Genomic DNA, 18,542 nt, shown 5'->3' with positions numbered 1-18,542 from the left:
GAGCGAATTCAGGAAGTTCGCCTGCCCCCGGTGTCTGGGCGCCGGCAAGGTGTTCGAGTGCGAGAAACAGGTGGCGTCGAACGGCGCATGTTGTCCCTCTGGCGCGTTCCGCGACAATTGCCCTGGACAACGGGGTTCCTGCCAGGCCTGCAACGGAACCGGCCTGCGCGGCTACGGCGCGCCCTCTTCGATAGAGGAGTAAACCCGGCAGGCTTCGCTTTCGCTACACTTGGGAGTCTTGCCTTTCATTCGTAACTTCTAATATAATGCCTAAGGACGAGAGCGGAGCGGCGGGCGCCCCGCATGACAATCTATCGTGTCGAGGAAATGGACGGCGAAGCCGTCGTCGCGGTCCATTCGGCCGCAGCAAAGACGCCTTTCGAGGCGGCTGAGAAGGCGCTTGGCCAGAAAGTCACTTTGCGCGCCGGCGCCGACAGATGGGTCCGCGTCGTCGATCTCACCGAGCGGCCGAAACCGGTCAGGCTCAGGCCCACGACATTCGAATTCAAGGCTATAGGCCAAAGGAAATAGCGCGCTCCGTTTTGCACTGGCGCCAGTGTGCACGAAGGGCGGCGAAGTCGCCGAGCAAACCGCCGCGCACTTTTCCTGGCTTTAAGTGCTGGCGCCGCCCATCAGCGCGGCGACCAGGGTCGCCAGGAACACGAGCAGCCCCAAAGCGACCCGGTCCAGCCATGACCGCCGTCTGGCAAGAACCTCGAACAACCGTTTGGCCATCGCAACTTCCCCCATTCGGCGACACTCTATCACGTCTTTCATGAGCGGGTCATGAAACGGCTCACAGATAGATTCGATGCCCCTTTCAAGCGGAATCCCGTCGTCGCCGGGCATCAATGCTGTACTGCCGAATTGCACCCAAAAAAAGTCGGGGTCGAAGCGATATGCCGGCCGGCGAAAAATCAGCCTATTCAAGCGGATAGGATATGCGCGGGGCTGCTTGGTGGATGTCTGAAAAGCCTGGAATTCCGCCATTTCGTGGCTTTCGCCGTGTCCCCGGCACGGCTGCAAAGCGTGCTTCGAGGACGAAAAGGCGGCTAAAAAGACGCTTCCGGGCCGCTGTCCGGCGGCGTTGACAGGGCACCGCGCCAATGGCACTCGGCAACCACTGGTCACGCCATGACCGTTGCTGTTGGGGACGGACGGGGTTTCAGCAGCTTGGCGGCGGCGCCGGACGGGCGGGCATCTTCGAGGTGTACCGCCCGCTCCTGGCCAGCCTCAATTTTCAAGCCGGATGTCGCGGGACCAAGCCGGAGCATCACCGCCCCGATTCAACGCTTGACCGACAACGGCACCGCGGCTGCCAGTTCCCGGCGCCTGTCTGGCATCGGCCTCAAATATCGCCCAACCAGGCCTGCCGACGGCATCGGCGCGTGATCGGATCGGATCTCAGAACGTGAAGTCCGAGGATGGCACTGCGGCCGTCACCGCCGAAAGCCTGTCACGCCCTCCCTTTATGTTGCACCGCGTTAGATTTGTTGCATTGCGATATGAGCCCGCAGGCGCAAGTCTTCTCCAAGGCGGGATACGAACGAGCTTGCGAGGTTCGTATTCGTGTCAGCATCAGCGCAGGATTTCCGGCCCGACATAGAAGGGTTGCGGGCGGTGGCCGTGGCGGGCGTCATCGCCTACCATTTCGGCCTGACCGCGCTGCCCGGCGGCTTTGCCGGGGTCGACATCTTCTTCGTCATCTCGGGCTATCTGATCACCCGCCATCTGGTCGCCGAGATTTCCGGCACCGGCCGGCTCGACCTTCTGCGTTTCTACGCCCGGCGCGCGCGGCGCCTGCTGCCGGCGGCGCTTTTCGTCATCGTCGCCACACTTGCCGCCGGCGCGGTCATCCTGTCGCCGGAAGAACAGGCGCTCTATGCCAAGGGCGCCATGTTCGCCTCGGCTTATATGATCAATCTGTGGCTGATCCGCTGGTCGTTCGACTATTTCGCCAATGACGCCGCGAGCAACCCGTTCATCCATTACTGGTCGCTGTCGGTCGAGGAACAATTCTACCTCGCCTGGCCGGCGCTGCTGATGCTGGCCGCCTGGCTGAAGCCGGGCAAACGCTCGATCGTCATTGCAATCGCCGCGGCCGGCCTCGTCTCCTTTGTCCTCTGCGCCTGGCTGACGAGCGTATCGCCACCCTGGGCGTTCTACTTTTCGCCGCTGCGCGCATGGGAATTTGCCGCCGGCGGCCTCGCATCGATGGTGCCGGCGCGGCTGTTGCAGGAGCGTCCGCGGCTGGGGCGGGCGTTGAGCCTGGCCGGACTGGCGATGATCGGGGCCGCTTATCTCACCTTCAGCGAGGGCGCTCCCTTCCCCGGCTTTCTGGCGCTTCTGCCGGTGGCCGGCACAGTCCTTCTGCTCAAGGCGGGAGCGGCCGGCGTCAGGGACGGCACTCCTCGTTTGCGCAATTCCGAACGGAACTGCGTGAACGCCGCCCTGGCGCTGCCGCCTTTGCAATGGATCGGCAGGCTCTCCTATTCGCTTTATCTCTGGCATTGGCCGGTCATCGTCTATGCCGGCATGCTGGCGCCGGAGCTGACGCCCGCCGAGCGGCTCTGTTGCCTTGCGCTGACACTCGCGCTGTCCATCCTCAGCTACCACCTCATCGAGAACCCGATCCGTCGCAGCGGCTGGCTGATGGCCAATGCGGCGCGGGCGCTGGTGCCGGCCCTCCTCCTGACCGGCACCGGCGTCGCAGCCGCCTATGGCAATGCCAGGCTCGCCGCGCATGATCTCGACCCGCGGCAGCGCATCATAGCCGCGAGCGCCGCCGAACCCTCCACGGCCCGCGCCAAAGCAGGCTGCGTGCTGGACTACGAGACGGTCACGCCGATCCCTTGTGTGTTCGGCGACGGCGGGCGCACCATAGCCCTGTTCGGCGACTCCCACGCCGACCACTGGTCGACGCCGCTGATCGAGGCGGGCCGGAAAAACGGCTACCGGGTGATGACCTGGCTGAAAAACTCCTGCCGCGCCTCGCGCATCAGCGTCTGGTCGGCCGAGCTGAAGCGCGCCTACGCAGAATGCGACCGCTGGCGCGAGCAGGCGATCAAGGAGATCATCCGCGCAAAGCCAGCGCTGGTGGTCATATCGGAGCTTGCGCTGAGCAGCGGGCGCAAGATGGCGGGGCGCGACGGCGACACGGACAGTCAGGACGCCGACTGGCGGGCCGGCCTGCGCTCCACGCTCACCAGCCTGAGCCAGGCCGGCCTCAAAGTCGCCTTCATCCGCGACGTGCCGTTCAACAACGCGAATGTCGACACCTGCGTGGCGCGGGCGCTTTGGCGGAACGAAACGCCCTCGCGCTGCGACCAGACGCGGGCCTATGCCGCCAACGACAAGATGGCGGGGGTGGAGCGCGATATTGTCGACAGCATCCCCAACGCTGCTTACGTCGACCTCACCGACCGCTTCTGCAGCGCCACCATTTGCCACGTCTTCATCGACGGCAAGCTCGCCTTCCGCGACCGGCACCATATGGCGACACCCTTCGCGAAATCGCTGGAGCCGGACGTGGAAAAGAGGGTGATTTCGAAGGTGGGAAGGTGATGCTGCCAATCTCCCCCTTGTGGGCTACGGCATGCACACATTTCCAAGCGGCTGTCCTTTGGCGATAGCGTGCATGGCAGCTTGGCGCATGCATTGTCTTATGTAGCGCTGGTCGACCCCCACTCCGTCTCGGCTTCGCCGAGCCACCTCTCCCCCGATCGACGGGGTAGAGGAAGGCGCCAAGCTTTTTGCCGTCAACGCTCGGCCAGCAACGCTCCCTTCCTTTCCCTCCGGAGGGGGGAAAGGTGGCGCTGCGAAGCAGCGACGGATTGGGGGAACCACGTGGCAATCAAGCCTTGGCCTGCAGTCGCGCCAGTCACAGAAGATATGTGCGTAGCGTAGTCGTTGTGGGGAGAGATCAGCAGCTCATGCCCCCTCACCCCACCACAACGACAAAATGCTTCGTCACCGGCTCGAGGATCTTCCACGTCCCTTTGAAATCGGCCTCGACCACGAAAGCATCGCCAGGGCCGACCTCGACCGGCTCGCCGCCGTCGGGCGTGATGATGATGCGGCCGGCGATCATGTGGACGAATTCATAATCGTTGTAGGTGGCGTGATAGGTGCCGGGCGAAGCGCGCCAGGTGCCGGACATCACCTTGCCGTCCCCGGTGGTGTGCTGCACGGCCGTCTGCATGGTCGGCCTACCCTCCACGACGATCCAGCCCGGCAGGTCGCCGGCCTCGGCATGCTCGACGGCGCCGAATTTGAGAATGGTCTGCTTGGTCATGGGAGCTCCTGCGGTTGAGATTTACGTCAGGTGTGGCATAGCCGATGGCGCCAAGGTGCGCGAGTGATGCTGCGACATCGCGCGACGCGCTATTCCCGCTGGTCCGTGCGCCCTTGCGGGGGAGCGAGCGTTTTCCCGCATTTGCGAACGGGCTCGCCCCCGAGACAGGGGCCGCGCATTTTCCTCGGAACACCGGCCCCGTCGAAACCGTTTATCTCTCGAAGGGGCGTCCTGCAACTCAAGGAGGCAGCGATGAAAAAGCTTCTGCTTGCTTCGATGATCGCCATCGCCTCGGCGTTCGCGATCGCGCCGGCCAGCGCCGGTAGCGTGCAACTCGGTATCGGCGTCGGTCCAGGCTATGACGACGACTATTATGGCGGATACTACCCTCACCGCTATTACCGGCATGTCTACGATGATGACGACTACTATGTCCCGGATCGTGAACGTTATGTGGTCCGCTATCATAGCCGGTATTATGGCGATAATTGCCGGGTCAGAATCGTGAAGCACTGGCGCCATCACCACCGCGTCATCGAAAAAATCCGCATCTGCGAGCGCTGACCGAGCGGTGCCCATGATTGGCTGATCTCCTACTCGCGAGGGAGATGGCCGCCCGCCCATCCCCAGGGATGGGCGGGCGAATATTAGCGATTTGGAACATAACCTGCCTCCGGCGCGTTTATGGGGTGATCAACTCCAGGGAGGAGGTAGTCATGAAAACGCTCCTGCTCGCCTCCGTTATAGCCATTGCGTCGGCATTCGCCGTGATCGGCCCGGCCAATGCCGGACGCCTAGAATTCGGGATCGGCATCGGGGACGGTTATTACGACGACTATTACAACGATTACGGGCCATATTACGGTGACGACTATTACAGTGACCCCTACATGTATCGGCCGTATTACCACCGCATTACTACCGGAATTACTATTTCCGGCATCACAGGCGCTGCCAAGTCGAATATGTGAGACACTGGCGTCATCACCACCGGGTCTACGAGGCGATCCGCGTCTGCAGGTATTGAACCTCGCTGGCAACGAGGGGCTGGCTTGTTGGCCGCTTTTTGCGACCTGTCCTCGAGGGTGACCACGCGCTGCGAATATTAGCGATCGGGAACATACGCTTGCAGCGACCGTTTATTTGGTAATCGGCCTTCAGGAGGAGGTTGCCATGAGAAAACTCTTACTTGCTTCGGCGATTGCCGTCGCCTCCGCCGCAGCCACGGTCGCGCCTGCGGATGCACAGTTCTTCAGCCCGTTCTTCGGTGTCCCGTTCTACGGCGGCGGCCCGTTCTACGATTACGGCGGCCGCTATTATGGACCGCGCTACTATGACGACTACTATCCCGGCTACGTGGTCCGGTATCCGCACTACCGGTACCATCGGTATTACAGGCACTACTACATCTATCCCCATCGGTACCACCACAGGCATCATCACCGGCACCATCACAGGCATCACCACGGGTATTATTACCGGTATTAGCGGGCCGGCGGACTGATCTCCCTCCTTGTGGGGGGAGATCAGTCGGCGCCTTGCAAATTCCCGGCAAAATGCCATCTAATTCTCCGGCATCCACGGAGAACATCCTTGACGCAGCGAAGCGGCAGCGCCGACCTGCCGCTGCATGGCGGGCGGGTCCCGAAGTGGCTGGGCGATCGGATGACGAAGCTCGGCGCAGTGCTGTGCGAGGCGATCATTCACCACTACGGCCGCGATGAGCTTTTGCGGCGTCTGGCGCATCCCTTCTGGTTCCAGTCCTTCGGCGCCGTGATGGGCATGGACTGGCATTCCTCCGGCATCACCACCTCCGTCATCGGCGCGCTGAAGCGGGGGCTCAATCCGCTCAGCAATGAGCTCGGCATCCATGTCTGCGGCGGGCGCGGCGCGCATTCGCGCAAGACGCCCGGCGAGTTGCTGGCGATCGGCGAGCGCGTCGGGCTGGACGGCGATGCCCTGGCCACCGCCAGCCGGCTCGTCGCCAAGGTGGACAGCGCCGCCGTGCAGGACGGTTACGAGCTCTATCTGCACGGCTTCATCGTCACCGATGATGGGCGCTGGGTGGTGGTGCAGCAAGGCATGAACGGCGACGCTCGCCAGGCGCGCCGCTACCATTGGCTGTCGGAGGGGCTCAAAAGCTTCGTCGACCAGCCGCATGCGGCGATCGAGGGCGAGCGCCAGGGCGAGATCGTCAACCTGACCGACCGTCGCGCCGAGAAAGCCCGCGGCGGCCAGATCGCGCTGCTCAAGACGATGAGCCCGGAAAAGATCCTGACCGAGCTGGCCGCGCTGGAACCGCGGTCGGAGCCTGAACCGGCCGCGCAGCCGCTGCTGCCCAACCTCGTCATGCCGGCTCATCACGACGTGCGCGAAAGCGACATCGTCATGCGCCGCCTGCATGGCAACATCGCCTCGGCCATCGAAAGCGGCCCGAAGGATTTTCCTGAATTGCTGCTGGTCCCCGGCGTCGGCCCGCGCACGGTGCGGGCTCTGGCCATGGTGTCGGAAGTGGTGCACGGCGCGCCCTATCGCTTCTCCGACCCGGCGCGCTTCTCCCTCGCCCATGGCGGCAAGGACCGCCACCCCTTCCCCGTGCCGCTGAAAGTCTATGACGAGACCATCACCGTGCTGAAATCGGCGGTGGGCAAGGCCAAGCTCGGAAGAACCGAAGAGTTGGAGGCGCTGAGGCGGCTGGATGGAGAGTCCCGTCGGATGGAGCGCTACGTGACGGGGCCGAGCCTGAAGGAGATCGTCGCCGGCGAGATGGACCAGTCGCATTTGCTGGGCGGACGGAGCGTGTTCGGGTGGGAGGGGAAGCCTGAGGGTGGCGAGGAGCCAACCTCCAAAACGCACACCGGACTCCGCAAATAACGTTGAAGGTCAGCGCCGCCCCTCATTGCCCTGCCGGGCAATTTCTCCCCGTAAACGGGGAGAAAGCGACCGTCGCCGATGCCGCGCTTCTCCTTCGCCCCGTTTACGGTGCCCGAAGGGCGGATGAGGGGCAGCGCCGAGCGTTTGTGATCTCAGCTTGGGCGGACGTTATCTCTTCCCCTCGATCAGCCGCATCCCCTCCTCTGGCTTCACGTAGTGTATCAGCCCCGCCTTTTCGGACAGGACCATGATCCCTCGTTCCAGATAGCCGAAGGCTTCCTTGGGATATTCCTCGGAGTATTCGTCGGTATCCATGGAACAGACCACGACACCTTCGTTCCCTTCCCAGACGAGGATTTTGTCGCCAAGCTTCGCAAGGGTGCCGTCGGTGTATTTCATTGGTTCTTCAAGCGCCCAGCGTTTATGGTCAATCAGCACCCACATCCAGGCCGTGTGCCTCATCTCGTCGCTAATCTCCAGCCCGTTGAGGGACTTGAAGGATAGCCCAGATAATCCGCCACATCCTTTCGGCGCAGTTTCCACGCATAGGTGGCGCAGAGGATGATATGCATGACGTTGTATTCGCCGCTTTTCAGCCGATCGAACGTCTCCTCCAAGGCCTGGTCTTGCTTACCTTCCTCCCAGAGAATCTCGCACTCATATGCATGTCTTCGATTGCTCCAAGCGCCGTACCTCTGATCCAGCAATTCCCGCAGTTCGGTGAATTCTTTTGATCTAGAAGCGTCCTGCGTATTTCGACATCCCTTTTTATGACCTTCAGAGTTTCGCCATCGTCCCCATCCATCGGGGATTCTCCTTTGCTCCCCAATCTATTGGATTTTCTCCGGATCGCCATGACTGTCGAGATAAGCGCGGAGACTTTGAAACCTGAAGGTTAAGGTATTTTCGTCTCACCCCGCCTTCCGGCCCGTCATCCCGTAGTGCACAGCCAGCAAGTCCAACCCCACCTTCAACAATTTCACAACCACGTCGCGCCCCTCGCCCGCGCGTTCGGCGATGGCCTTCACCGACTGGCCTTCGAGGCAGATTTTTCGGGCCACTTCCGCCACTTCCCAATGGGCGAGCGCGGCGGCAGCGTGGGCATACGCCCGGCCGGCTGACAGCACCTGGTCCGGGACGCCGCCGCCGATCCGGCCGCTATCGACGCGCTCGCTCCAGGATTGCGGCTGCAGGCCCTCGCGTTGGCTGCGCTCGAAATCGTCGCGGAAGCGCTGGCCGGCCTCGCGCTGCTGGCGGCTGAGCGAGGTTATGCCGGTGAGCGGATCGACATTGCGCAGGCGCACGACGCCGCCGGTGGAGGTGTAGCCGCCGTTCGAGACTTCGTAGACGCGCCGTGCCTCGGCCGTGCCCGTGGTGAGGCGCTGACGGCCGAATGGGTCCGTTTTCAGCGCGAAGTCGTGGCCGACCTCGCGGCGGATGCGCACCTGCTCGGCCTCGCCCTTGGGGAGCTTTGGGGGTTGGGGTTTCTTGGCGGCTTTGCGGGGCATGGTGCGGTCCTTGGGTTGGAATTCTAGAGATGTTGGCGCGAGACACCCTCATCCGGCTCGGCGCAGAGCGCCGAGCCACCTTCTCCCACAAGGGGAGAAGGGAGAGCCTGGCGCCCTCACATCACCTGCCGCGATGGCCGTGAAACCTTGCATGGTGATGAGCGCAGTAGGAGCGCGTGGCCGACGTCGGCAGGCCGCAGCAGAGCATGTCCGGTCCCGGGCGCGCGCCTTGCGGGTCGGCTTCCGCATCCTCGCGCAGCGCAAGATCGAGCGGCGCGCGGCAGCGGCCGAACAGGCAATCGAGAAAGCGCATGGCCGCGACATGCGGCTGGCGGCCGGGGTTCACCGGAGGCGGCGGCGCCGGGAGCTTGTAAAGATGCGCTTCGGATTTTTCGCGGGTGCCGGGGGCGAGCCAGGCGGGCGGCAGGGTGCGCGCGGGTTTGCGCGGCTTGGGATTTTTGAGCTTGGGCGGAATGCGGGCAGTGACGACATTCGCTTGCGTGACGGTTCCATCGACGGACAGGTCTGCGGGACAGCACCCCCTCTGTTCTGCCCGTCCTCCGCAGCAGCTGCGGAGGGTGGACCGGACATCTCCCCCGCAAGGGGGGAGATTGGCTGTGGCAGCGTCGGTGTCTTCCACTTGCCGCGCAAGCGCAGCCGGCTCGGAGAGCGTCACGCCTCCGGCCGCCGTCCTGCCCCGCCTGCCCGGACGATCCGGCCGGGCGTGCTTCCTCGGCCTGCCGCCGGCGCGGCCGCCTTTGGGATTGGCGAAGCCGATGGCGCTCAAACCGGCGTTGCGGTGGACGATGCCGATGATGGCGTTGCGCGAGACCGGGCTGCCGCGCAGCGCGCTGAAGCGGCCGGCGATGCGCGAGGCCGACAGCCCCTCCTTCAGCAAAGCGGCGATCTCGTCGATTTCCTTCTCGGTGTAGGCGGCTGCCATCTGCTCATTCCGTTGATTGCGAAGCGCTTGGGGCGAAGCGCCAGGCTTCAGGCCAGGCGCCAGGGTTCGGCCGCGAGGCCGTTTGGTGGTCAGGTCAGCGAAGGCGTTGAAGGTCAGGCGGCGCCGGCAGCGTTGTCTTGGCGCAATTCCGGACGGAAAACCGCTTCGCACTTTTCCTGGAATTGCTCTGGCGCCGCGCCGGTCAGTCGGAGAAGAGCGGCCTCGGCCGCAGCCCGCGTCAGGCCCGACACCGCGCGGCCCGTCTTCAGGTCGAACAGGATGACGGTGCCGTCCTCTGTGCGGATGCAGCTTATGCCCGAATTGGGGGCCGGAGCCGGGGGAGGAACGGCTCCGGCCGTTCCGGTGAACCGGGGTGCGGGCGGTTCAGCCGGATCCGGGGCAAGCGCCCCGGAATGCGCCCGGACCGGGGAGGAGGACGGTCCGGACGATTGGAATTCGACAGGCGATTCGAACGGGAAAGACGGTTCGAATTGGAAAGGCAACGCGTTCATGCCGCCTCCTTTTGCGTGGCGGCGAACGCGTCGATGCTCCGCCAGGAATCGATAAGCCCTGAGATGCTCGTCGGCGGCACCGGAATCATCGGCTGTGCGGAAATGCTTGCGGGATGTTCATTCATGCGCTAAGCGTACGTTATGTACGAAATACGCGCAAGCGAAATCGTACACTTTGGACGATAATTTTCAGGCATTTTGTACGATGATGGATTCTCGGCACAGATTGCAGCAGGCGCGGGCCCAGGCCGGCTATGCCTCGCCCAGCGATGCGGCGCGGGCCTTGCGCGACATCAACAAGAACACGCTGATCAGCCACGAGAACGGCAACCGGCCGCTGTCGCGCAAGGCGGCGGAGAAGTACGGCCGGCTGTTCGGCGTCGATCCCGGCTGGCTCTTGTTCAACGGGGATGGCGCAGAGGCGGCGCCGGTCAATTTCGCCCCCTCGCCCGTCACCATCGATGTGCCGATCGTGTCGTGGATCAGCGCCGGCGAGCTCGGCAGCCAGGACAGCGTCGTCAACCTCTCCGACTATCCGACCATCCCCACCGCCGACCTCGAGGAAGGCGAGTGGATCGCGCTGCGTGTCGACGGGCCGTCGATGAACAAGATCTCTCCGCCGGATTCGATCATCTTCGTCAACCTGCGCGACAAGCGGCTGGTGACCAATGGCTGCTACGTGATTTCAGACGAGACGGGACGCGCCACCTACAAGCGCTGGCGCCCGAACGACAACCCGCCCTTCCAGCCGGCATCCTACTTCGACATTCCGCCGCCGGAGCTGGAGGGGGCGATCACGATCATCGGACGGGTGAAGCGGTCGATGATCGATATGTGAGGGATAGGCGGCGGCATGTCGCCTCAAGAGGAGTGCGGCAGGGCTATGGTTGAGGCAAAGAACAAAAAGAGAACTTTTCGTCTTGTGCTTGTCCTCGAAATACTCTTATATCACGGATGCGTGAGGTTGGGTCCATAGGGGAGGGGGTAATGAACAAGTCGGTCAGGGAAAACCTGATATTCATTATGGTGGCGCATGCCTGCTTCCTGGCGCAGCCGGCCATCGTGCATGCCGAGGATACGGACTATCATCCGCAAAATTTTATCCAGCCTCTGAGCGCCGCCAGAGGCACAATCACTCCGGCTGGCGGCGCCGCCTTCTACCTGAAGCCGGAGGACCGCTGCAACCTGGTGGTGAAGGAGTTCGGCTGGGACCGCGACCAGTGCGGTACGATCGACCAGTTGATCTTCGGCTTCACGCCGGAGATCGATAATCTCACCGTCGAAAAGCCCGTGTCGGACGGCTATGTCAGCCTAGCGGACTGGGACAGCGCCGACCGCAACGAAGAAATTAGTTCCCTGGAGGAGAGCTTCAAAGAGTCGGTCAAAGCGCAGTCGCAACGGCTTGGACAGGACATCCGCTTCGACGGCTGGCTCCTTTATCCGCAAATCGATAAGGGTAAGAATATCCTTTACTACGCCAACATCCTGAACTGGGCCGGCGACAGGACGATCAACATCTCGGTCTCGGTCTTCGACCGCCAGGGCTATGTCCCAATCAAGATCGTGCCGGTGAACGGCAACATCACGAGCGATGCCGTGCAAAAGATCGTCGAGGCGTCGGCCGACGCCTACAAGCCGAAGGCCGGCAGTTCCTATTTCGAATTCTCCAGCGGCGACAAGGTGGCCGGTTACGGCGCGCTGGGCGTCTTGGCGACGATGCTCGGGGTCAAATACGGCAAGGCCGCCGGCGTCGGGCTGATCGCGCTGGCGCTGCTGGTGCTGAAGAAGGGCGCCTTCCTCGTGCTGTTGCCGCTGGTGTGGCTGAGAAGGCTGTTCAGCCGCAAGAAGGCCGATAGTTGAAGTGAACTTGCGGGCCTCCTGAGACATTGAGTTCCTTCGTGCCCCTCAGGGGGTGGCCCTACCCCACAAACTCATTCGTGAAATAGGCCCCGAGATTCGGCCGCTCCTTTAGCACCTTGCCATCGCCATCCAGTAGGATCCCCGAGGCGAACAGATACCCGCCCATCGCCTCCATCTTGGCCTTGTCCATCGTGCCGATGGCGCCGTCCGCGCTTTTCAGGAAGTGCCCGTCGTTCAGCGCCTTCAGCGAGGCTTGCACCAGCGCTGGGTTGGTCAGCGTATCCTTGTTCGCGGCGATCAGCAGCTCGCCCGCCTGCTGCGCATGGTCGACGGCGAATGCGTAGCCGCGCCGCGTCGCCTGGACGAAGGCCGCGGCCGCCTGTCGGTTGGCGGCGAGGAAGGCGTTGCTGGAAACGATCAACGTGGTGTGCTCGTCCGGCACGCCATAATCGGCATAGCGGAAGCTGCGCTGCTTGAGGCCTTTCAGTCCGGCCTCGACGCCTTCCCACGTCGAGACTTCCAGCGTGAAATCGACCGCGCCGTTGGCCAATGCCTCGTAAGCCGAGGTGCCCAGCGTCACAGTGGAAAACTCACCTTTGCCGCCGTCATGGCGGATGATGGTCGAGATCAGCGCGTTCTCCCAGTCGCTGCCGAAACCGCCATAGGTCAGGCCGTCGAGATTTTTCGGAGTCTTGATGGCGGCGCGGTCGGCGTTGAAGACGACGCGGCCGGTCTCCGACTGGACGACGGCGTAGACGGCCTTCAAATCCGCGCCCGCGCTCTTTTGCGTAAACAGGCCGAGCGAGCCGGAAATGCCGAAATCGGCAACCTGGCTGGCGACCAGCGTGCCCGAGCCGGTGTCGCCATAGGGCAGGATTTCGACCTCGATGCCCGCATCGCGGTAAAAGCCCTTGTCGCGGGCGACGAACAGGCCGATGTGATTGGTGTTGACGGTCCAGTCGAGCGCGACGGTGATTTTTTGCGCGGCGGCCCGGGCACGTGCAGCAGTCCCGGCAAATGGCAGGCTGGCGGCCAGAAGCATCGCTTGACGGCGGGTGAAGTCGGTCATCGGTTTTCTCCATCGGATGGTCGGGAAATCGGTTCGGCGGCGCCGAGCAAAATCTCGAGGATGCCGGCTTCGATCGCGGCTGCCTTGCCGGCAAGTGCAGCGCTCTCGGTGCGCGGGCGCGGCAGCGGCACAGCCACCTCGCGCACCACGCGCGCGGGCCGTGCCGACAGCACATAGATACGGTCGGACAGAAGCACCGCCTCGCGCACGTCATGGGTGATGAGCAGCGCCGTCCAGCGATGGTTTCGCCACATCGTCTCCAGCCAGCGCTGCATGGCCGCGCGGGTGAGCGCGTCGAGCGCGCCGAACGGCTCGTCGAGGAGCAGCATGTCGCGCTGCTGCACGACGGTGCGCAGCAATGCCGCGCGCTGGCGCATGCCGCCGGACAGCTCGGCCGGCCAGGCGCGCTCGAAGCCGGCAAGGCCGAACTCGGCGAACAACGGGGCCACGCGCTCGCGCGCCGCGCGGCGCTTTATGCCCTGCACCTCAAGCCCCAGCGTCGCATTGTCGATGACGCGCCGCCACGGCATCAGCGCATCGCGCTGCGGCATGAAGGCGAAGCGGGCGCCATCGAGCGGCGCGCCGTCGAACCGCATCTCGCCCTCGCCCCGGATCGCGCCGGTGAGTAACTGGAACAGTGTCGACTTGCCCGCGCCGGAGGGGCCGAGGATCGAGACGAACTCGCCCTCTTCGACATGCAGCGAAATGCCTGCCAGAACCTCGAGCGCGCCGAAGTTTTTTCGCATGTTGCGGAGCTCGAGCCGGGTCATGGCCGGCCCTCTCCGGAAGGCTTGTCGCCATAGCGCCCCGCCCTTTCGCTCTTTGCATTTTCCCAGGGCATGGCGAGACGCTGGCCGAGCACGGCGAGGCCGAACAGTGTGAGCGTGAGCGCCGAGTTGACCGCGACGGCGGCGAGCACCAGGTCGGGGCGGAAATTGTTCTTGGCGCTGAGCATGTAGATGCCGAGCCCTTTCGCCGCGCCCGCATATTCGGCGAAGATGGCGCCGACCACCGCATAGGTGATGGAGATGCGCAGTCCGGCGAAGAAATAGGGCAGCGCCGACGGCAACCGAGCGAGCCAGAAGATGCGCCGGCGGCCCGCTCCCATGGCGGCGAGCATCTGGCTGACTTCCTTGGCCGTGGCGGCATAGCCCGCGACCAATGCCACCATCATCGGAAAGAAGGTGACCAGCGCCACGAGCAGGATCTTCGGCAACAGCCCGAAGCCGAACCAAAGCACCACCAGCGGCGCGATCGCCACCAGCGGCAAGGTCTGGCTGGCGATCAGGAGCGGGAACAGCGCGCGGCGCAACGGGGCAAAGAAGTCAACCAGCGCCGAGAGGATGAAGGCGGCAACGAGCGAGCAAGCAAAGCCCGCCAGCGTGGCGCGGATGGTGGGAAGCGTGTTGTCGGCCAGCGCCGCCCGGTTCTCCCAGGCCTGCGCCAGCACGCGCGAGGGTGCAGGGAGCACGGTAGGGGCGATGCCGCCAAGGCGGGCGTAGAGCTCCCAAGCGACGAGAAGGAGAGCGAAAGCCAGCGCAGCAGGGAAGATCTTGGCGACGGTCGTGGTGAAGGCTGATCTCCCCCCTAGAGGGGGAGATGGCCGGCAGGCAAGAGGGGGGCGGGTAGGAACGCCAGCTTTCGAAACTTGTGCGAAACCAATTGGCGAACGCCGCGTGCGCAACCAGTTGAGCGGTCGGCGGGACGGCACCCCCCTCTGCCCTGCCGGGCATCTCCCCCGCAAGGGGGGAGATTCGCCGTCACCTCTGCCTTCGCCAATCGCCGAAGGTTCCCCTCTCTCCTGCGAGATGGGCCTGGGGGCATCTCCCCCACGCGATGGATCAAGCCAAACAGCCACGACATCTACCTCGATAGATCGAGCTTGCGCTCAAGCCGCGGTCGGGCTGTTCGCCGAAATGGTGATGTCGAGCGTCACGTGACCGGCGCCCGGCCCGAAGCGGCAGAAGGCTTCGTTCAGCGTGGCGAACACCGCGCCGGCGTCGCCGCGCAGCTTGGTGCAAAAATGCTTGGAGCGTTCGAAGACGCCCGACTGTTTCAGGAAATCGATGCAGCCATAGATCTCGTCCATGTGGTCGCCGGTACCCATCACATAGAGCGAGAATTGCGCCGCCACCGGCTGGTTGGTCGAAAGCGTGGCCCCGACGGCGCGCAGCGCGGCGCGCTTGCGGTCGTCGAGCGGGATCGCCGGGCCGCCGATCTCCTCGGAGCGGCAGATCGGGTCATCCGGCTCGCCGGGGCAGCCGCGCGAGACGGCTGCCGACAGAACACAATGCCTGCCGCTTTTGGCGGCCGCCACGAACAGGTCGCGCATGGCTGGGAACAGCACCTCGGGCGGCCCGACCAGCAGCGTCGAGATATCGTCGGTTTCGATCCTCAGCCTGTCGCGGTAAGGATCGAGCGCGCCAAGCGCGCCAAGGATCACGCCGACGAAATCGTCGGCCATGGGATAAAGGGAAATCTGTGCGCCGGAAAACATGGCCCGCCTCGCTCCGCTGGTATTATCCAGATCAGCTTTAGGGTCCGGAGGCTTGCCGCCACCATCTCAGCCCCGACCGTACGAAGCACCCCTGTGGATGGCGGGGTTAAAGCACTGTTTACGGTGCTGGGAAAGCGCTTTTTTGCGGTGTCGGTTGGGCCAACCGCCCATCTCCCTATGGGAGATGCCGGTGGTTATAAGATTTTTGTAGTTTTCTTATAACTGCTTTATCTAACTATTTTGTCGTTCAAATTGTACGAATCTCGCTTGATTGCTTTTCGTACGTAAAGTACGATACCTCCCTTTCTTTGAGGGGATTTGCTTGAACACCGCGAACCATGCCGCTTTTGCCGACCTCTCCCACCCGTTGTTGTCGCCTTTGCCGCTCGCCGAGCGCGAACGCCTTGCCGGCGCCTGGCGCATGGCCAGCCAGGACATCGCCGACGACATCCGCTTCATCCGGCAATATCTGAAGGTGATAGCCGAAAAGGAGGAGCGGCTTTCGACCGGCACGCTGGTGCATGGCCGCGCCTATGTCGAGGCGTGCGCGGCCTGGCTGCCGGAGACGGCGGCGCGGTATTTGCGCAACCTCAGGCTGATCAGCGAATGCGAAAGCGCGATGATAGCGGCGGGAGTCAGGTTTGCCCGATCGAGCGATGCGTGGTGAGAGCGTTCTGACCTCTTCCGTTAGAGAAGGGAAGGAACTCCAAGGCCGCCAGCGACGCGAACAATCATGCCGCTGCAACCCTCGGCTCTGGGCCTCGAAAAATGCATCGTTTCACACAATCGCCAATTGGTGGACGCGGGCGAGCGGCCGGGCGTTAATTCTGCGCAGGCGAAGGAGGGTAAAGCCATATACCAGGGAGGAATTTCGTTTTGATGGACCAACAAATCGACATCGGCATACAGCCTGACGATCAGCCCTACGAAGTCACTTCATTCGCCCGCAAGCATGGCCTGACGGTCCCGGTTGCCGACGCGGTCCTTTTCGCCAAAGGTCCGTCGCCGTCACGCGCAGCTTGCGACATGGCAGCGCTTGCCTTCCTCTGCGCGGTCGCGCGATACGCCGGAAAGCAAGGGACGCGATAGCCTCCTCTTATAGCTTAATTGCAACCCGCCTGCCGCCGGCGTGGCTGGCGGCGGCGATGCCGAGCGTGCCGGTCAGCCGGCCGCCATGGTCGAAGCCTTCGCTCAGAGGTCGTGACAGTTCAGCGGGGAGCGTAGATGCGAAGCATGGTGCCGTTATCGTAAGCGGCCGTCACGAGGACATCTAGCTTGAGCGCGTCGGTCAAACCGCTGAATAGCGGTTTGCCACCGCCATAGGCGATCGGCCGAGTCAGGATGACATACTCATCAATCAGCCCCGCCTTCGACAGCGCCTGAGCGAACTCTGCGCCGCCCCATGCAATGATTTCGCCGCCGGGTTGCTTTTTCAATTTAGCGATTTCCTCGTGCAGGTCACCTTTCGCAATAGTGGACTCTGGCCAAGTCGCCTCTTTCAGCGTTTTCGAAAACACGACCTTGGGGATGTCGTTCATCGGCGCGGCATAGGCATCCTCGGATTTTTGCCAGTACGGCCCCATTTCCTCGTAACTCACGCGGCCCATGATGTGTGTGCCAGCGCGACTGATGCGATCGAGTTTCCACCGCTTGAGCTCTGCCGTTCAGGAAAACCGCCCGTCGACATTCCCACCGGCCCTACGACATATCCGTCGACCGACATGGTCATGATCAAGACGACTTTGCGCATGGTCGGTATAGCCTCCGGGCACAGTTCTCACACGGAGCGTCGCACCGTCACATGATCCGGTGAAAAGGGGGCAGGCCTTGGCTGGCGGTCAGCCCTTGGTCTTCTTGGCGGGGGACTTTGCCTTGGCCGGGCCCTTGGCGGGCTTCTCCGCCTTGGCCGCTTTCGGCTTGTCGGCCTTGGGGGCGGCGGCCTTTTTTGGGCTCTTGGCTTTCGGCTTGCCGGCCGCATCGACTTCGGCCGTCGCCTGGTCCCAATGCTCCTTATGAGCGCCTTCGGGCCGGCCGGCCTGCTCCCAGATCTCGTGCGCGCGCTGGCGAATGCGTTCGTGCCTGTCGTCCGTCACTGTCGCCTCCTGATGTTGGGACGGTTCCCCGGCGCGAACATTAGCCGAATTTTCGCGTGTCGTCTTCGGTATCACGAACAAGCGACCGACCTGGACGGCAATTTCGCTCAGTGTCCGTCGGTGACGACCGCGATGCCCAGATGCGCTGCCTTTTTTGTAATCAATCCGGCTAAATCCGCGTCAGAGCGGTCGGTCCCCGTGCGCTGGCGCAGCAGGGTAATCGCCTCGTGCATCGACAGCAGGCCAGTCCTATGCTCGGCTAAAAGCTTGTCGACTTGGCGTGCGATGTCAGGTGATTCGACGTGTGGATGATGCATGGCAACGACTCCTTCCGCGCTTCGTTGCCTCCCAAACCACTGCCTTATCTTAGGCCTTATGCCCGGATGCGAAAAGAGCCCGATCCTTGCCCAGTGCTTCGGAGGATCGGGCTCTTCCAGGGCTGGATCTACTCGATCACCTGAACAACGCGGCGCGTGCCGGGATCGATCAGCACCGTATGGTCGTTGACGACCGCATAGCGGTACTGGACGTCCGGAACCTGCTGCAACTCGACGGTGTCAGGCACGGTGGAGCCGACGCCAAGCTCGAGGCCGAGCACATTGACCGAGGCGATCGGATGCTTGTGAACATATTCCTTGACCACGGTCTGCTGCTCGGGGGTGACGATCACCTCGTCCGCGGCCGCTATGCCGATGCCGGCCATCAGAGCCAGGCCGGCGACAGCTGGAATGAGGGTGGTTTTCATCGTTTCTCTCCTGTTGCGTTGGTGAGCTCCGCCCTGCCTCCGCAGGGGCGGAAACACGAGCAGGTCGAACATGGGAGCTCCCGGGGCAAACGCCGCCGGCAGGGTGTTGTTCCGTCAGCGGCGACTAAATGATTTGGCGGAACCTTC

Annotated in this window: 23 protein-coding genes and 1 riboswitch; of the genes, 9 read left to right on the top strand and 14 right to left on the bottom strand. The window is 63.3% G+C overall.

What is annotated here, in order from left to right; genetic code table 11:
* Nucleotides 1–303 precede the first annotated feature (303 nt).
* A complete protein-coding gene (locus LB535_RS10625) occupies nucleotides 304–531 on the top strand; it encodes a hypothetical protein (RefSeq protein ID WP_095768306.1) in 228 nt (75 codons plus the stop codon).
* Between the two features lie 81 nt (nucleotides 532–612).
* On the opposite strand, the gene LB535_RS10620 is transcribed toward LB535_RS10625, so the two are convergent.
* A complete protein-coding gene (locus LB535_RS10620) occupies nucleotides 613–990 on the bottom strand; it encodes a hypothetical protein (protein WP_224632139.1) in 378 nt (125 codons plus the stop codon).
* A gap of 579 nt (nucleotides 991–1,569) precedes the next feature.
* On the opposite strand from LB535_RS10620, the gene LB535_RS10615 reads away from it, so the two are divergent.
* Nucleotides 1,570–3,564 (top strand): acyltransferase family protein, encoded by a 1,995-nt coding sequence (locus tag LB535_RS10615; protein WP_224632138.1) that lies wholly within the window; start codon nucleotides 1,570–1,572, stop codon nucleotides 3,562–3,564.
* Nucleotides 3,565–3,940: 376 nt separating this feature from the next.
* On the opposite strand, the gene LB535_RS10610 is transcribed toward LB535_RS10615, so the two are convergent.
* A complete protein-coding gene (locus LB535_RS10610) occupies nucleotides 3,941–4,294 on the bottom strand; it encodes a cupin domain-containing protein (protein WP_224632137.1) in 354 nt (117 codons plus the stop codon).
* Nucleotides 4,295–4,546: 252 nt separating this feature from the next.
* Between LB535_RS10610 and LB535_RS10605 the strand changes: the two genes are divergently transcribed.
* From LB535_RS10605 to LB535_RS10590, 4 genes are all read left to right on the top strand, one after another.
* Nucleotides 4,547–4,858 carry a hypothetical protein gene (locus LB535_RS10605; protein WP_095768303.1) on the top strand — a complete coding sequence of 104 codons (312 nt, stop codon included), beginning with the start codon at nucleotides 4,547–4,549 and terminating at the stop codon, nucleotides 4,856–4,858.
* 152 nt (nucleotides 4,859–5,010) lie between these two features.
* The gene (locus LB535_RS10600; protein ID WP_318012282.1) at nucleotides 5,011–5,265 is read left to right on the top strand and encodes a hypothetical protein; all 255 of its coding nucleotides are present in this window, start codon (nucleotides 5,011–5,013) and stop codon (nucleotides 5,263–5,265) included.
* Nucleotides 5,266–5,467: 202 nt separating this feature from the next.
* Nucleotides 5,468–5,782: a hypothetical protein gene (locus tag LB535_RS10595; protein WP_224632136.1), complete on the top strand. Its 315-nt coding sequence runs from the start codon at nucleotides 5,468–5,470 to the stop codon at nucleotides 5,780–5,782.
* Nucleotides 5,783–5,887: 105 nt separating this feature from the next.
* Nucleotides 5,888–7,168 carry a DUF763 domain-containing protein gene (locus tag LB535_RS10590; protein ID WP_224632135.1) on the top strand — a complete coding sequence of 427 codons (1,281 nt, stop codon included), beginning with the start codon at nucleotides 5,888–5,890 and terminating at the stop codon, nucleotides 7,166–7,168.
* A 168-nt stretch (nucleotides 7,169–7,336) separates the two neighbouring features.
* On the opposite strand, the gene LB535_RS10585 is transcribed toward LB535_RS10590, so the two are convergent.
* The 4 genes from LB535_RS10585 to LB535_RS10570 all read right to left on the bottom strand — a co-directional run bounded on the left by LB535_RS10585 (nucleotide 7,337) and on the right by LB535_RS10570 (nucleotide 10,131).
* Entirely contained in the window at nucleotides 7,337–7,630 is a 294-nt protein-coding gene (locus LB535_RS10585) for a hypothetical protein (RefSeq protein ID WP_224632134.1), read from the bottom strand.
* 449 nt (nucleotides 7,631–8,079) lie between these two features.
* Nucleotides 8,080–8,676 carry a DUF6456 domain-containing protein gene (locus LB535_RS10580; protein ID WP_224632133.1) on the bottom strand — a complete coding sequence of 199 codons (597 nt, stop codon included), beginning with the start codon at nucleotides 8,674–8,676 and terminating at the stop codon, nucleotides 8,080–8,082.
* Between the two features lie 121 nt (nucleotides 8,677–8,797).
* Entirely contained in the window at nucleotides 8,798–9,619 is an 822-nt protein-coding gene (locus LB535_RS10575; RefSeq protein WP_224632132.1) for a GcrA cell cycle regulator, read from the bottom strand.
* 113 nt (nucleotides 9,620–9,732) lie between these two features.
* Complete coding sequence (locus tag LB535_RS10570; protein ID WP_224632131.1) at nucleotides 9,733–10,131, bottom strand: hypothetical protein; 399 nt, start codon at nucleotides 10,129–10,131, stop codon at nucleotides 9,733–9,735.
* Between the two features lie 205 nt (nucleotides 10,132–10,336).
* Here LB535_RS10570 and LB535_RS10565 point away from each other — a divergent pair, with 205 nt between their 5' ends.
* Nucleotides 10,337–10,969, top strand: coding sequence for a helix-turn-helix transcriptional regulator (locus tag LB535_RS10565; RefSeq protein ID WP_224632130.1), 633 nt, complete (start codon nucleotides 10,337–10,339; stop codon nucleotides 10,967–10,969).
* Between the two features lie 149 nt (nucleotides 10,970–11,118).
* Nucleotides 11,119–11,991, top strand: a complete 873-nt coding sequence (locus tag LB535_RS10560) for a DUF2167 domain-containing protein (RefSeq protein ID WP_176477074.1) — start codon at nucleotides 11,119–11,121, stop codon at nucleotides 11,989–11,991.
* A gap of 58 nt (nucleotides 11,992–12,049) precedes the next feature.
* Here the strand turns inward: LB535_RS10560 and LB535_RS10555 are convergent, their stop codons facing one another.
* The 4 genes from LB535_RS10555 to LB535_RS10540 form a co-directional block, all read right to left on the bottom strand.
* A complete protein-coding gene (locus LB535_RS10555) occupies nucleotides 12,050–13,060 on the bottom strand; it encodes an ABC transporter substrate-binding protein (protein ID WP_224632129.1) in 1,011 nt (336 codons plus the stop codon).
* Complete coding sequence (locus LB535_RS10550; protein ID WP_224632128.1) at nucleotides 13,057–13,830, bottom strand: ABC transporter ATP-binding protein; 774 nt, start codon at nucleotides 13,828–13,830, stop codon at nucleotides 13,057–13,059. Before LB535_RS10550 ends, LB535_RS10555 begins: the two co-directional genes overlap by 4 nt.
* Nucleotides 13,827–14,612: an ABC transporter permease gene (locus tag LB535_RS10545; RefSeq protein ID WP_224632363.1), complete on the bottom strand. Its 786-nt coding sequence runs from the start codon at nucleotides 14,610–14,612 to the stop codon at nucleotides 13,827–13,829. Before LB535_RS10545 ends, LB535_RS10550 begins: the two co-directional genes overlap by 4 nt.
* A 336-nt stretch (nucleotides 14,613–14,948) precedes the next feature.
* Nucleotides 14,949–15,557, bottom strand: a complete 609-nt coding sequence (locus tag LB535_RS10540; protein WP_224632127.1) for a Ykof family thiamine-binding protein — start codon at nucleotides 15,555–15,557, stop codon at nucleotides 14,949–14,951.
* A riboswitch (TPP riboswitch) is annotated at nucleotides 15,548–15,660 on the bottom strand. Its footprint overlaps the gene before it by 10 nt.
* Nucleotides 15,661–15,879: 219 nt before the next feature.
* Between LB535_RS10540 and LB535_RS10535 the strand changes: the two genes are divergently transcribed.
* Nucleotides 15,880–16,224, top strand: a complete 345-nt coding sequence (locus LB535_RS10535; protein WP_224548528.1) for a hypothetical protein — start codon at nucleotides 15,880–15,882, stop codon at nucleotides 16,222–16,224.
* 541 nt (nucleotides 16,225–16,765) lie between these two features.
* On the opposite strand, the gene LB535_RS10530 is transcribed toward LB535_RS10535, so the two are convergent.
* From LB535_RS10530 to LB535_RS10515, 4 genes are all read right to left on the bottom strand, one after another.
* A complete protein-coding gene (locus LB535_RS10530; protein ID WP_318012292.1) occupies nucleotides 16,766–17,167 on the bottom strand; it encodes a dihydrofolate reductase family protein in 402 nt (133 codons plus the stop codon).
* 228 nt (nucleotides 17,168–17,395) lie between these two features.
* Nucleotides 17,396–17,650: a DUF2934 domain-containing protein gene (locus LB535_RS10525; protein ID WP_224632125.1), complete on the bottom strand. Its 255-nt coding sequence runs from the start codon at nucleotides 17,648–17,650 to the stop codon at nucleotides 17,396–17,398.
* Nucleotides 17,651–17,757: 107 nt separating this feature from the next.
* Nucleotides 17,758–17,967, bottom strand: a complete 210-nt coding sequence (locus LB535_RS10520; RefSeq protein WP_095768291.1) for a hypothetical protein — start codon at nucleotides 17,965–17,967, stop codon at nucleotides 17,758–17,760.
* A 128-nt stretch (nucleotides 17,968–18,095) separates the two neighbouring features.
* Nucleotides 18,096–18,395 carry a DUF1236 domain-containing protein gene (locus LB535_RS10515; RefSeq protein ID WP_140541659.1) on the bottom strand — a complete coding sequence of 100 codons (300 nt, stop codon included), beginning with the start codon at nucleotides 18,393–18,395 and terminating at the stop codon, nucleotides 18,096–18,098.
* Between the last annotated feature and the right edge of the window lie 147 nt (nucleotides 18,396–18,542).

The organism is Mesorhizobium sp. CA10 (genome assembly GCF_020165285.1).
Classification (GTDB): Bacteria; Pseudomonadota; Alphaproteobacteria; order Rhizobiales; family Rhizobiaceae; genus Mesorhizobium.
Note: the sequence above shows the minus strand (reverse complement) of the source record. Positions and strands in the feature narration are given on the sequence as shown.

What these genes read in the sequence shown, in the direction of transcription:
- LB535_RS10520 (WP_095768291.1), bottom strand. Translation starts at nt 17,967, where the DNA reads ATGCATCATCCACACGTCGAATCACCTGACATCGCACGCCAAGTCGAC.
- LB535_RS10565 (WP_224632130.1), top strand. Translation starts at nt 10,337, where the DNA reads ATGATGGATTCTCGGCACAGATTGCAGCAGGCGCGGGCCCAGGCCGGC.
- LB535_RS10575 (WP_224632132.1), bottom strand. Translation starts at nt 9,619, where the DNA reads ATGGCAGCCGCCTACACCGAGAAGGAAATCGACGAGATCGCCGCTTTG.
- LB535_RS10540 (WP_224632127.1), bottom strand. Translation starts at nt 15,557, where the DNA reads ATGTTTTCCGGCGCACAGATTTCCCTTTATCCCATGGCCGACGATTTC.
- LB535_RS10555 (WP_224632129.1), bottom strand. Translation starts at nt 13,060, where the DNA reads ATGACCGACTTCACCCGCCGTCAAGCGATGCTTCTGGCCGCCAGCCTG.
- LB535_RS10600 (WP_318012282.1), top strand. Translation starts at nt 5,011, where the DNA reads ATGAAAACGCTCCTGCTCGCCTCCGTTATAGCCATTGCGTCGGCATTC.
- LB535_RS10595 (WP_224632136.1), top strand. Translation starts at nt 5,468, where the DNA reads ATGAGAAAACTCTTACTTGCTTCGGCGATTGCCGTCGCCTCCGCCGCA.
- LB535_RS10560 (WP_176477074.1), top strand. Translation starts at nt 11,119, where the DNA reads ATGAACAAGTCGGTCAGGGAAAACCTGATATTCATTATGGTGGCGCAT.
- LB535_RS10605 (WP_095768303.1), top strand. Translation starts at nt 4,547, where the DNA reads ATGAAAAAGCTTCTGCTTGCTTCGATGATCGCCATCGCCTCGGCGTTC.
- LB535_RS10515 (WP_140541659.1), bottom strand. Translation starts at nt 18,395, where the DNA reads ATGAAAACCACCCTCATTCCAGCTGTCGCCGGCCTGGCTCTGATGGCC.
- LB535_RS10550 (WP_224632128.1), bottom strand. Translation starts at nt 13,830, where the DNA reads ATGACCCGGCTCGAGCTCCGCAACATGCGAAAAAACTTCGGCGCGCTC.
- LB535_RS10585 (WP_224632134.1), bottom strand. Translation starts at nt 7,630, where the DNA reads ATGAGGCACACGGCCTGGATGTGGGTGCTGATTGACCATAAACGCTGG.
- LB535_RS10570 (WP_224632131.1), bottom strand. Translation starts at nt 10,131, where the DNA reads ATGAACGCGTTGCCTTTCCAATTCGAACCGTCTTTCCCGTTCGAATCG.
- LB535_RS10625 (WP_095768306.1), top strand. Translation starts at nt 304, where the DNA reads ATGACAATCTATCGTGTCGAGGAAATGGACGGCGAAGCCGTCGTCGCG.
- LB535_RS10620 (WP_224632139.1), bottom strand. Translation starts at nt 990, where the DNA reads ATGGCGGAATTCCAGGCTTTTCAGACATCCACCAAGCAGCCCCGCGCA.
- LB535_RS10580 (WP_224632133.1), bottom strand. Translation starts at nt 8,676, where the DNA reads ATGCCCCGCAAAGCCGCCAAGAAACCCCAACCCCCAAAGCTCCCCAAG.
- LB535_RS10610 (WP_224632137.1), bottom strand. Translation starts at nt 4,294, where the DNA reads ATGACCAAGCAGACCATTCTCAAATTCGGCGCCGTCGAGCATGCCGAG.